10 protein-coding genes are annotated in these 12,613 nt (G+C 47.3%); 9 read left to right on the forward strand and 1 reads right to left on the reverse strand.

The annotated features are described in order from the left end of the window. Positions 1-54: 54 nt before the first annotated feature. A complete protein-coding gene (locus BBD42_RS19315) occupies positions 55-1,128 on the reverse strand; it encodes a GntR family transcriptional regulator (RefSeq protein ID WP_099519488.1) in 1,074 nt (357 codons plus the stop codon). Positions 1,129-1,317: 189 nt separating this feature from the next. Between BBD42_RS19315 and BBD42_RS19320 the strand changes: the two genes are divergently transcribed. From BBD42_RS19320 to BBD42_RS19360, 9 genes are all read left to right on the forward strand, one after another. Continuing rightward, on the forward strand, positions 1,318-2,664 hold the full coding sequence (locus tag BBD42_RS19320) for an ABC transporter substrate-binding protein (RefSeq protein WP_099519489.1): 1,347 nt from the start codon (positions 1,318-1,320) through the stop codon (positions 2,662-2,664). 81 nt (positions 2,665-2,745) lie between these two features. Then, complete coding sequence (locus tag BBD42_RS19325) at positions 2,746-3,603, forward strand: carbohydrate ABC transporter permease (protein WP_099519490.1); 858 nt, start codon at positions 2,746-2,748, stop codon at positions 3,601-3,603. After that, the gene (locus BBD42_RS19330) at positions 3,600-4,445 is read left to right on the forward strand and encodes a carbohydrate ABC transporter permease (RefSeq protein WP_237163154.1); all 846 of its coding nucleotides are present in this window, start codon (positions 3,600-3,602) and stop codon (positions 4,443-4,445) included. The genes BBD42_RS19325 and BBD42_RS19330 overlap by 4 nt, the downstream gene beginning before the upstream one ends. A 22-nt stretch (positions 4,446-4,467) precedes the next feature. Next, positions 4,468-5,451, forward strand: coding sequence for a glycoside hydrolase family 43 protein (locus BBD42_RS19335; protein WP_099519491.1), 984 nt, complete (start codon positions 4,468-4,470; stop codon positions 5,449-5,451). Positions 5,452-5,815: 364 nt separating this feature from the next. Continuing rightward, complete coding sequence (locus BBD42_RS19340) at positions 5,816-6,376, forward strand: nitroreductase family protein (protein WP_099519492.1); 561 nt, start codon at positions 5,816-5,818, stop codon at positions 6,374-6,376. A gap of 102 nt (positions 6,377-6,478) precedes the next feature. Further along, on the forward strand, positions 6,479-6,985 hold the full coding sequence (locus BBD42_RS19345; protein ID WP_099519493.1) for a MarR family transcriptional regulator: 507 nt from the start codon (positions 6,479-6,481) through the stop codon (positions 6,983-6,985). Between the two features lie 30 nt (positions 6,986-7,015). After that, the gene (locus tag BBD42_RS19350; RefSeq protein ID WP_099519494.1) at positions 7,016-8,512 is read left to right on the forward strand and encodes a monooxygenase; all 1,497 of its coding nucleotides are present in this window, start codon (positions 7,016-7,018) and stop codon (positions 8,510-8,512) included. Between the two features lie 214 nt (positions 8,513-8,726). Then, positions 8,727-10,412, forward strand: coding sequence for a peptide ABC transporter substrate-binding protein (locus tag BBD42_RS19355; RefSeq protein ID WP_099519495.1), 1,686 nt, complete (start codon positions 8,727-8,729; stop codon positions 10,410-10,412). A 451-nt stretch (positions 10,413-10,863) separates the two neighbouring features. Continuing rightward, positions 10,864-12,537 (forward strand): peptide ABC transporter substrate-binding protein, encoded by a 1,674-nt coding sequence (locus BBD42_RS19360; RefSeq protein ID WP_216364854.1) that lies wholly within the window; start codon positions 10,864-10,866, stop codon positions 12,535-12,537. Positions 12,538-12,613: the final 76 nt, after the last annotated feature.

The following is a 12,613-nucleotide window of genomic DNA, read 5'->3' on the forward strand; positions in this document are numbered from 1 at the left end:
TGGCTTTGCTTGGTTTGAAACGGTTTTTTTCACATTCTATGGCAGCTGGTGAAGCTAGTCAAATAAGATTAGCTCGACTTCAATGACGGTTTGCTGCGGCAAATATTCTCCCTCCATTTGCGATTTAAGCAAGGTGACAGCTGCTTGGGCAAGCCGATTTTCGTTTTGGCTGACATAGGAAATGCCCGGCAGGTCGGGATTATCGAAGGAGACGATTTCGGTTTCCCGGCGGTCAAGCTTTCCAAGCGATTGATACGCAATTTGAGCCGTTTCGGCGGATAAAGCGTAGATGGCGCTCACCTCGGGATGAAGGCTTAGGAACGCCGTGACGTATGGCTCGGCTTGGTCTGTACGTAAAATATCGAGCGGAACATGGCACCACAGTGTTTTGTCAATGGAGATACGTTTATCGATATATGCCTTCTCAAAGCCCAGCGTGCGGTCTTCAATCGCTGTATTCGTATTGTCGGGCGAGATTAAAGCAATATTTTGATGCCCTTTGCTCAATAAATAATTGATCGTCTCATAGGACCCGGCTGCGTTATCTGAAATAATTTGATAAGTATCAATGTTTCGCAGGTAACGGTCAATAAAAACAAAGGGAAACTTATCGAGCGATAATCGCAGCAGCGATTCGTTGTATTTCTCGTCCTCGGTAGGGAAAACGATAATTCCCTTTACCCCGATTTCGGTCAATTTGTTAATCGCTTTTGACTCTTCCACAGAAGACTCCCTCGTAATATGCAAAATCGTCTGGTACCCGGCTTCCTTCGCATGAAGCTCTACGTAATCGACCAGCTTTTGAATGACCTTCGTCTTTAGAGTAGGAATAATAAACCCAATAATGTCATTCAAACCTTCGGCAGGCGGACGGCGCTGCAGCTCCGTTTTTACGCTGAGGGCCTCATCGTTCACTTGAGCGACGAAGGTGCCCTTTCCTTGTATACGGGTGATCAGTCCTTCCTCCGCCAGCGAGATCAATGCATTTTTCACCGTTATTTTGCTGACCCGGAATTCCTCCATAATTTCTTGCTCGGAAGGCACTCTGTCCTTGTAGCGCAATTCGCCTGTTAAAATCCGCTCTCTGTAATAGCTTTGTATTTGTTTGTATAAAGGCAATTTGCCCATTGGCGCCACCTCAAAAGGTAAGATAATTATAATATAGCATCAAACTAGAGGGAGTTAAAAGAAAAATATAATTAAGTGATTTTTATAACCAATTGGTTATATAATATCATTATTTTTTATTCTATAATCCAAATAGAAAGCGGTTACAATTCGAAATGCCCATCCATAACTAAAGCGGAGGTCAACAAAATGAGAAAAGTGAAAGCGTTATCAATGGCGAGTACCTTGTTTTTGGCAGTAACGATGTTATCTGGTTGCGGAAGTGCAAGCAATGGCAATGAGGATTCCTCCCAGACAGGTGCATCTCCATCGGAGCAGGCGTCCGCTCCTGCTAAAACAGACACAGGCGCGAAAGTTACGCTGAGCGTCGTTCACTACATGGTTGAGAAGCCGAAGGTAGATACCTTCAAGAAGCTGACAGACAAATTCACTGAGCTGAATCCAAACGTAAGCTTCGATATCTCGGTTATGCCGGTAGATAAATACAACGATAACATTAAGTTGAAGGTCAGCGCAGGAGATACGCCTGACATTATATTTGGACGCCCTGCAGGCATGGTTGACATGACGAAGGCCGGAGCCTTCCTGGACGTCACGAATGAGGCTTTTGTTAAAAGGGTCGACCCGGCCTATATTCCAAATGTCACTTATGAAGGCAAAGTATACGGGTTGCCGATTGACTTGATGACGAATGCCGTCATTTACAACAAGGATTTATTTAAAGAGGCAGGCGTTGAGGTGCCGAAAACCTATTCGGAGCTGCTGAAGGCTGCGGAGACGCTGCAATCCAAAGGGATTACGCCATTTGCAGCCTCATGGAAGGATGGAGCTTCCTACATGAGCTTTATGTGGCCGGACATGTGGGGGACGCTGCTCGTGAACAACCCTGATTATGCGAGCAAAATTATAGCGGGCGAAAAAAGCTTCTCGGACGTTGCTGGATATAAGGACTTCCTGCAGCGGGTAAACCAGCTTAGCGCCTATGCGAACAGCGACGCGAAAGATATTGATTATGACCGTTCCCTGCAATATTTTGCACAAGGCAAAGCAGCGATGGATATTATGGGCAGCTTTGCGATTGGCAGCATTCGCAGTTACAATCCGAGCGGCAATTTCGGAGTGTTTATGTACCCGGCGACTGATAATCCTGAAGACAACTACATGACGTATTCCACGGATGACACATGGATGATCGGGGCCAAATCGGCGAATGTCGAGCTGGCGAAAAAATTCTTTGATTTTATGGCCTCCGATGAGGGAGCGCAAATTTGGGCGGATGGCGTACAGACGATCAGCACCATCTCCAAAGATATTAAACCAGCGCAGCAGGACCCGATCTCGGCTGAGTTCCAAGCCGTTTTCCAATCCGGAAAAATTGTCAACAATCAGGTGAAGCCGCTTTGGTACGGCCAATATGACGATACATGGCAAAAAGTGATGACCTTCTTCCTCGTAACCGACCCTGCCGAGCGCAATGTGGATGAGACGATTAAGAAGCTCGACGATGGCTTTGCAAAAATCAATAAAATGAATTAACAGCTCGAGCTTTTCGGCGCTTGAATCGCATAGGGGCGCCGAAAAGCTCTATATTCTTATTAAAGATTTGGCGGTGAGTGGATGAAGAGACTATACAAAAACAACCTCGTAACCTTTACGTTCCTGATTCCGGCTCTTTTATTTTTTTCTTTAGTTGTCATTTTCCCCTTTTTCCGCGGGCTGAACATTGCGTTTACCAATTGGGATGGCATAAGCCCAACCTATGACTATGTTGGCTTGCGCAACCTCAAGCTGCTGTTCAGCGACACCGATGCTATCGAGCCGATTAAAAATACGTTGTTTTTCGCTTTTTCCACGACGTTTCTCGTCAACGTGTTGGGTCTGTTGCTAGCCGTGGCGCTCAATACCAAATTCAAAGGGGTCAACCTGTTAAAGACGTTCATATTTATGCCGATGGTCATCAGCCTTGTGTTGGCCTCCATTATTTGGCGCTATATTTACAGTGATATTTATCCGATTCTATTCCACACCGATAGCGGTCTGCTTGGCAATCCTTCAACTGTCATGCTGGGCATTGTCATCATTGCTGTCTGGAAAGAGGTAGGTCTTGCGATGGTCATCTATTATGCGGGCCTGCAAACCATTCCCAAAGACATGTATGAATCGGCCCGCATTGATGGAGCTGGCATCGTACAGCAGTTCCGCAGCATTACAATTCCATTGCTGATGCCTGCCTTTACGTACTGCATTCCTTTGTGGCTCGGTACGGGCTTGAGGCAATTCGATTATTCGATGGTTGCGACAAAAGGCGGTCCAGGAACGTCTTCCCAGACGATGGCTATGTATGTCTACAATTACGAATTCCCTTATTTCAAGGCAGGCTACGGGCAGATGTCCGCCATTGTGCTTTTCGCGTTCATTCTCTTTATTACCGTTCTCGTTACCGGCTATTTCCGCAGAAGGGAGGTGGAATATTGAACACATCGCGAGCTGCCAAGCAATCTAAGTGGGTGGAACGAATGCGCATTGCTATCCTTTATGCAATCGGCCTGCTGTTCTTGTTCCCCTTCTATATCGCAATTGTCTATTCCATTAAGACGCCGATGGAGACGGCCGAAAGTCCGCTCAGCTTTCCCAAGCACATTTCCTGGAGCAATTATGCGGATGCCATTGAAGCCTCCAACTTTTTCCTTGCGCTTCGCAACAGCGTGGTGACAACATCGGCGACGGTTGCTCTGACGATTCTCGTCTGCTCCATGGGAGCCTACGTCATTGCCCGAAACAATAACCGCTTCTATACGTTTTTCTATTATTTATTTATGTCGAGCATTATGCTGCCGTTTCAGGTGCTGATGTTTCCGCTATACAAAACCTGGGCGGACCTTCATATTTTGAATACGCTGCCGGGGCTCATCACCTCGTTGACGGGCGTGCAAATCGGTTATTTTTGCTTCCTGTATGTCGGCTTCATCAAGACGGTTCCAAGGGAGCTGGAGGAATCGGCTTTGCTGGACGGAGCTTCACGTTACCGGACTTTTTTTAGCATTATTTTTCCGCTCCTCAAGCCTATTAACATGACGATCATCGTACTTAGCGCCTTGGGGGCGTGGAATGATTTCATTGTTTCTATGGTGCTTGTGCAGAAAAAAGCGGTTTCTACGCTGCCGCTCGTGCAATTCCAGTTTTTCGGCGAATATACGTCTCAGGTAAATATGGCATTCGCAGCTATTATCCTGTCCATGATTCCTATTATGATCTTCTACGGATTCGCTCAGCGCTATATTATTGGCGGCGTAACGGCGGGCGCGGTAAAAGGCTAACGACGAAATGAGGCTCACAACGATGAAAGATGCAGCTAATCCAGTAAATACACAGCTTTTTCCTAATCCCTTTATCGAACAAAGAGCGGACCCGTGGGTTTACCGGCATTCGGACGGGTATTATTATTTTACAGCATCCGTGCCTGAATTCGACCGAATTGAGCTGCGCAGGGCAAAGGGGCTGACGGAGCTTGCCGGAAGTCCGCCAGTCGTTGTATGGACGAAGCCGGACATAGGGCCAATGAGCGCTTTAATCTGGGCACCGGAAATCCATTTCATTGAAGAAAAATGGTACATCTATTTCGCGGCGGCGCCTTCGGAAGAAATCGTTGACGGCTTGTTCAACCATCGCATGTTTGTCCTTGAAAATGCTTCGTCCAATCCGCTGGAAGGCGAATGGACAGAGAAGGGTCAAATCCGCACCGCTTGGGATACGTTCGCGCTTGATGCGACCAGCTTCTCTCATAAAGGCAAGCAGTTTTTGGTTTGGGCGCAGAAAGCGCCGCATGTTGCAGGGAATTCCAATTTGTACATTTCAGAGCTGGAAAATCCATGGACGCTGCGCGGCGAGCAGGTGCTATTGACGAAGCCGGAGCTTCCATGGGAAATGATAGGCTTCAAGGTGAACGAAGGGCCAGCAGTGCTAGAGCGAAACGGCAAGCTGTTTATCACCTATTCCGCAAGCGCAACGGATCATCATTATTGCATGGGACTTCTGACAGCAAATGCGGACTGTGATCCGCTTGATGCGGCTGCTTGGAGCAAATCGCCACAGCCGGTGTTTCAGACGAGCGAGCGGACAGGACAATACGGACCTGGACATAGCTGCTTCACGGTTGCGGAGGACGAGATGGAGGATGTGCTTGTCTATCATGGCCGGAGTTATAAGGAGATTGTGGGCAATCCGCTGTATGACCCCAATCGCCATGCCAGAATAAAAAAAATCGACTGGGACGAGGATGGAAATCCGGTATTCGGTGAACCGGCAGCTGACGATCCTTCTTAATGCCTTTGTAATGATCAAAAAAATGAAGCTAGCCATGGAATGTCTTCAAACAGGGCGATTCACAAACGATGATAGGGAAAAACGGGCTCATCCGCCTAGAACGGCTGGAGCCACGCTATCAATTCCTCGTTTAGTGTTCTAGCGGTTTGAAGACACTTCTTTTTTTGATTGCGGAATGGAGCGAGAGGTTTTGGTGCAGCTGCTATTTTCAACCCTTCATTGACGAATGGAGGATGGTTGTGATTAAATTGTTTCAAAGGAAACAATTTATACGAGGTTTCGCAATTTAATTCTCTTTCTATAGCTGGATTGTTTCCTTTGAAACAAAATTTCTGGATTAAAAAAATAAAGGAGGAGTCTTACAATGAGCATTGCCGTTACAATTCGTGAAAGGCGGAGCATTCGGCACTTTAACGAAAAGCCGCTTGCGCCAGATATGCTGCTCCAATTGTTAAATGATGCTGTGTGGGCACCCAATCATGGGCTTAGGGAGCCTTGGCGCTTTATTGTAGCCGAGCGTATGGAGGCAAAAGCCAAGCTGGTCGACCTAATGATGGAGTCGATGGGCCATATGAAACGTCTTAAGCTAATGCCTGGAAAGCTGAAGCAAATGATGATGCAGCATTACAGCAAAACCCCTGCATTTTTAATTGTTGTGATGAAAGCGGACAAGGATGCGCATAAGCAAGAGGAGGATTATGGAGCCGTCAGTTGCCTCATTCAAAACTTTCAACTATTGGCTTGGGAGCAAAGGATCGGGATGGTTTGGTCGACGCTCGAATGTATTCATTCTCCTATATTTTCTGAAGGACTAGGTGTCAAAGCGGATGAGCGTATTGTTGGGATATTGCTAATGGGCTATTACGATAAAATTCCGAAAGCAAAGTCGCGTACTCCTGCTGAAAAGAAGCTGACCATCCTGTAACCTGTAGCGGCAGAGCATCATTTTTATTATTCTAATTGTTTCTTTGGAAACAATATATGCGCTATAATGAAAGGAGTGAAGCTAACAAAGGATGGGTTAAGCATGGAAAAACACCAGTTGAACAAGCAATATGTCTATGAGCTGCTGATTAAGCTGCTGCATCAGATGGAGCAGTTTGAGCAGAATGAGGGCAGCCAGTTTCTAAAGGAGCTGCGCAACAGCCTTGAATTGGATACGCAGATTAATATGACGGAAATTCATACGATTTCCTGCATCGGGCAACACGAGCCGCTTAATTTGACAACAATTGCCGATAAAATGGCGCTTAGCAAAGGAAACGTCTCCAAGGTGACGACCCGGCTTTTGAAAAACGGCTGGGTACGCAGAACACAATTAAATGACAACAAAAAGGAAGTTTTTTTTCGTCTGACTACGCCGGGCAAGCAGCTGTATGCCATTCATGAAGAGATACATGATAAGGCGCAAGCGCAATTTATGGGGATTTTGCATGCCTATAGCGAGGCCGAGCTTGAAGTGGTCAAGCGGTTTCTGCTGGATTTGATCGGTTTCTATGAGCAAAGCATTACAAAGATAACGGAGCAAACATGATGAATAATCGATGGAAAGGTGTGACGAAAGATGAATTATGGCGTAATTGTGGTAGGAGGTGGACCGGTCGGCTTGATGGTAGCCTCTGAACTGGCATTAGCTAATGTAAAAGTGTGCTTGTTGGAGCGTTTGCAGGAAACAACGCCTTATTCCCGGGCATTAACCATTCATCCTCGCACATTGGAGATTTTAGATATGCGAGGCATGACGCCGGAACTGCTGGAGAGGGGGAGACCGATTCCAAGAGGGCATTTTGCCGGCCTCCCGACGCCGTTGGATTTTTCAATTTTGGATTCAGCCTCGAACTATACATTGTTTCTGGCGCAAAGTGAAACCGAGAAGCTGCTGGAGGAACGGGCAAAAGTGCTAGGGGTAGCTATTTTCCGGGAAACGGAAGTGAAATCGATCCGCCAGCACGATGAAGGTGTTGAAGTGACGGCGATAGGAGCGGAAGGGGAATATAGGCTGACTGCTGAATACGCTGTGGGTGCTGATGGCGGGGGGAGCCTTGTCCGCAAACAACTGGGGATCGCCTTTCTAGGAACGGATGCTACTTTTACCGGCATGCTTGGAGACGTCAAATTGCCAGATCTTGAGCCAGGCAAAACCGTATCCCAATTTACGGAGCAGGGCGGCATCATGATTGTACCCGTGACTGAGCACATTTACCGGGTTATTGTGTTTGATAACGAGCGGATGGCGATTGCTAAAGATGAACCCGTAACACTGGATGAGCTGAAGTCCAGCATGCTGCGTGTTTATGGACAAGATTTTGGTATTCGAGAAGCGCAGTGGCTCTCGCGATTCGGCAATGCAACTCGCCAGGCTGAGCATTTTAGCAAAAACCGGGTTTTCCTGGCCGGTGATGCGGCGCATATTCATCTCCCAGCAGGAGGGCAGGGGATGAATGTCGGTTTGCAGGAGGCTGTGAATTTGGGCTGGAAGCTGGCTGCCAAGCTGAATGGCTGGGCCCCGGACTGGCTTTTGGATAGCTATCATGAGGAACGTTATCCTGTCAGCACGGCGCTGCTCCGCAATACCGAAGCGCAGGCTCTATTGATTAGACAGCTTCCGGGCGTAATGGAGCTCAGAAAGCTAATGGCATCCCTTCTGCAAATTCCCGAAGCCAATGCGCTGCTGTCTGACCAAATTTCAGCCTTTAATGTGGGCTATGCGCCTGACCCGCACTCTCCTTCGCATGCCCTGAATGGACGCCGATTCTCGGAGCTTACGTTGAGGCTGGAGAGCGGCTCTCTTCTGAAATCCTACAAGCTCATGCATGCTGGCTCCTATGTATTGCTTCACCTTGCTGGTGATTCCCAATTTGGCGAGCTAGTCGATTGGGAGAAATATGGGCATGTGGAAGGCGTGCAAGCTTCTATAGCTGAAGCGGGTACCGGTTGGGAAAATGTCCATACGGCATTGATTCGCCCAGATGGCTATATTGCGTGGGCGATTGACCGTACAGAAACGGCGCCGCTGGAGGCGGTCAATGCAGGACTTGCCCGCTGGTGTGAGCCTGGTTAAGTAATCATTGAATGGCTAGTTTAGTTCCCCTGTCTCTGCCGAGATAGGGGTTATTTGATTTTTCTATCGGTATATTAATTAATTTTATAATTCCGATAAGAATAGTTGACTTTAAAAAAGTCGACTTGTATAATGCATAAAAAGGTTGAAACATCCTGAATTTTACATGGAATGAGATTCCTTTTTATTTCTAGCATTTGGGGAGGAAACCTTGTTGAAAAAAGTAAAGATAACAATCGTCCTATTTTCGGTCCTTTTATTATTAGCAGGCTGCACAAGCGCAAAGCAGGGCGCGGGTACGACGCCAGCTTCAGCTGAAAGCTCTAGTGCCCCTTCAGAGAGCGTGACGCCAGAAGCGAGTCCTTCAGCGCTGAAGGTGCTTAATTTGGGAAAAGATGTGGAGCTTGCGTCGATGGATTCCGCCATTGCGACAGACGGTCTGTCCTTTGAAGTGATTGCCGCTACAACAGAGGGCTTGTATACGATTGATGAGGATCGCGTGGCCCAGCTGGCTTTAGCTGAAAAGGTAGATTTGAGCGAGGATGGCCTGCATTATACGTTTACGCTGCGAGAGGCGAAGTGGTCCAATGGCACTCCGGTTACAGCGCATGATTTTGAATTTGCATGGAAGCGCCTTGTTAATCCGGAAACGGCTAGTGAATACAGCTTCATCGCAGGAGTAGCCGGTTTGAAAAATGCCGATGCCATCATTGCCGGAGAGAAAAGCTTCGATGAGCTTGGCGTAAAGGCTGTTGATGACAAGACGCTGACGGTGGAGCTTGAACGCCCCATTCCTTTCTTTAACTCTGTAATTGCTTTTCCTTCTTTCTTTCCTGTAAATGAAGCCTTCTTGAAGGAGAAAGGCACGGAATATGCATTGACTCCAGAAGCGCTGCTGGCCAATGGCCCGTTCAAGCTGAAAACCTGGGAGGTCGGCGGAACAACCTTTTATTTGGAAAAAAATAATGACTACTACGATGCAGCCAGTGTGAAACTGGATGGCCTGAACTATAAAATTATTAAAGATACCCAGCAATCTGTCCTCGCCTACGAAAATGGAGACATCGATTATGTCGCCCTCTCTGGCGAACAAATTGCAAACTATCAGCAAAGTCCGGAATACCATAGCGTGCTGACAGGCTTCTTATGGTATTTGTCACCGAACCAGAAGGTTCCTGGTCTTGAAAATGTGAATTTGCGCAAAGCGCTCTCGCTTGCTTATGACAAAACAGCGGTCGTCGATGAGATATTGAAGGATGGCTCCATCGTAGCAGACTTTGCCGTTCCGCAGTTTCTAGCGACCGGGCCAGATGGGAAGGACTTTAGGGAAACAGCAGGCAGCTATCCATCAGGCAATAAAGAAGAAGCACTGCAATATTGGGAAAAAGCGAAAGCCGAGCTTGGCGTTGATGCCATTGAGCTGGAGCTGCTGTTCGAGGATACAGAATCCGCGACGCTGGTGTCGCAGTTCATTCAATCGGAAATTGAGACAGCGCTGCCCGGCGTAACCTTCGCGCTCAAGTCCCAGCCGAAGAAAAATCGCGTCGAGCTGATGTACAACGGCGAATATGAAGTGGGCCTGACCAGATGGGGGCCAGATTATAACGATCCGATGACCTATTTGGCGATGTGGACGACAGACAATCCGAACAATTTTGGCAAATGGAGCGAGAAAGCCTATGATGAGCTTGCGGATCGGGTGAGCAGAGGCGATCTGGCCAGCAAGCCTGAGGAACGGTGGGAAGCGTTAAAGCAGCTGGAAGCGAAAGTGCTGGAGGAAGCGGTTATCTTCCCTGTATATCAGAAGGGCAACGCTATTTTAATTAAACCAGAGGTAAGTGGAGTTAATCTTGGCGCTATAGGTGGCAGCATTTCTTACAAATTAGCTGATAAACAATAATGGGCTGATTCCTTGAAGAGACGGATCGCAGAAGCGGAAGTTCAAGCAGCTGTGATCCGGCATTTTTTTAAAACAAGGTTTGAAGCGGAATACATTGAACATTCGATGTAATGAACTGCAAAATCGTTCGGTAATTATTCGATAACTATAAACAAGCTCGTAAAAAACAAGCCTTCCAGATTAATGTTAACTTGTGATGCTTTAAATAAATGAATTTTGCGAAATAAAACATTTAATGTTTAAACCTAACATTAAACTAACCTATAAGAGTAAGGGAATCTCGAAAATGACATTGAATCCATCTAATCTGTCTAATTCCTAACGTTAATAAGTTATATTTATTGACATAAAATTAACAGGTTTGTATAATTCATAAAAAGGTTAAAACGTCCTAATTTTTACATGGAACGTTCTTCCTTTTTATTTTGGTCATTTTGGGGAGGAAACATTTTTGGGAAAAGTAAAGGTAGCGTTTTGCATGTTCGCGGTCATTTTGATGCTGGTTGGTTGTACAAGCGCGAAGACAAGTACGACTGCGCCGGCAGCTTCTGGCGAGCCGTCTGCTAGTGCCTCGCCAGAAGCGAGCACGGGTGGAGCGAAGGTGATTAATCTCGGCAAGGATGTAGAGCTAGCTTCTATGGACTCGGCTATTGCAACGGACGGCTTATCTTTTGAAGTCATTGCGGCGACGATTGAAGGGCTGTATACGATTGATACCGATGGCGTGCCGCAATTCGCAATGGCAGAAAAGGCAGATTTGAGCGAGGACGGCTTGAGCTATACTTTTACGATTCGAGATGCAAAATGGTCCAACGGGACGCCAGTTACGGCGAAGGATTTTGAGTTCGCCTGGAAACGGCTGGTAAGCCCCGAAACAGCGAGTGAGTACAGCTTCATTATGGGCGTTGCCGGCGTCAAAAATGCCGATGCCATCGTTGCCGGCGAGAAGGGCATCGAGGAGTTGGGCGTAAAAGCGGTGGATGAAACAACGCTGACCGTAGAGCTGGATCGTCCCGTCGCATTTTTCACTTCTTTGATGGCTTTTCCTTCTTTTTATCCAATCAATGAGGCGTTTTATAACGAAAAAGGTACTGAATACGCTTTGACTGCGGATGCATTGCTTGCAAACGGCCCCTTCAAAATGAAAACGTGGGAAGTGGGCGGCACGGCCTTTTACTTAGAGAAAAATGCAGATTATTTTGATGCTGGCCATATCCAAGTGGATGGACTGAACTACAAAATTATTAAAGATACACAGCAATCGATTCTGGCTTATGAAAATGGCGATCTCGATTATGTCATGCTGTCCGGCGAGCAAATTGCAAACTACCAGCAAAGCGCGGAATATCATAACATCGTGGCAGGCTATCTTTGGTATTTATCGCCTAATCTGAAGGTGCCGGGCCTCGAAAACTTGAATTTGCGCAAGGCGCTATCGCTTGCTTACGACAAACAAGCGATTGTCGATGAAATATTGAAGGATGGCTCGATTGTGGCCGATTTCGCTGTTCCGACGCTGCTGGCGACGGGGCCGGACGGCAAGGATTACCGGGAAACAGCCGAAAATTATCCGGGGACGGATAAAACCGAAGCGCTGAAATATTGGGAGAAAGCGAAGGAGGAGCTTGGAACGGAGGCTATTGAGCTGGAGCTGCTGTTCGAGGATACGGAATCCGCTACGCTCGTCGCCCAGTTCATTCAATCCGAAATTGAAACGGCGCTGCCGGGTGTAAGCTTTGTACTTAAGTCCCAGCCGAAGAAAAACAGGATAGAGCTTATGCAGCAGGGAAATTATGAGGTCGGCCTGACGAGATGGGGCCCGGATTATGCCGATCCGATGACATATCTTGATATGTGGACGATGGGCAGCCCGAACAACTACGGCTTATGGGAAGATAGAACGTACGATGAGCTTGTGAATCGGGCGAGCAAGGGAGACCTGGCCAGCAAGCCAGCTGAAAGATGGGACGTGCTGAAACAAGCGGAAGCCATCGTCATGGATCAGGCCGTCATTTTCCCTGTGTATCAGAAGGGCAATGCGGTATTAATTAAGCCGGAAGTAACCGGCATTGAATTTCATTCGGTGGGTGTCAACGTCTTCTACAAAAGTGCTAATAAAAGCTAATCAAATAAACGAGAGCAGCCGGATGGCAGGGCGGGCGTTGCTGCAGCCGCTATCCGGCATTTTTTAAAGATAAGCA

It is taken from the genome of Paenibacillus sp. BIHB 4019 (genome assembly GCF_002741035.1).
In the GTDB taxonomy this organism is placed as follows: Bacteria; Bacillota; Bacilli; order Paenibacillales; family Paenibacillaceae; genus Pristimantibacillus.

Coding starts and splice junctions, on each gene's coding strand:
- BBD42_RS19320 (WP_099519489.1), top strand. CDS start 1,318: ATGAGAAAAGTGAAAGCGTTATCAATGGCGAGTACCTTGTTTTTGGCA.
- BBD42_RS19350 (WP_099519494.1), top strand. CDS start 7,016: ATGAATTATGGCGTAATTGTGGTAGGAGGTGGACCGGTCGGCTTGATG.
- BBD42_RS19340 (WP_099519492.1), top strand. CDS start 5,816: ATGAGCATTGCCGTTACAATTCGTGAAAGGCGGAGCATTCGGCACTTT.
- BBD42_RS19345 (WP_099519493.1), top strand. CDS start 6,479: ATGGAAAAACACCAGTTGAACAAGCAATATGTCTATGAGCTGCTGATT.
- BBD42_RS19335 (WP_099519491.1), top strand. CDS start 4,468: ATGAAAGATGCAGCTAATCCAGTAAATACACAGCTTTTTCCTAATCCC.
- BBD42_RS19325 (WP_099519490.1), top strand. CDS start 2,746: ATGAAGAGACTATACAAAAACAACCTCGTAACCTTTACGTTCCTGATT.
- BBD42_RS19315 (WP_099519488.1), bottom strand. CDS start 1,128: ATGGGCAAATTGCCTTTATACAAACAAATACAAAGCTATTACAGAGAG.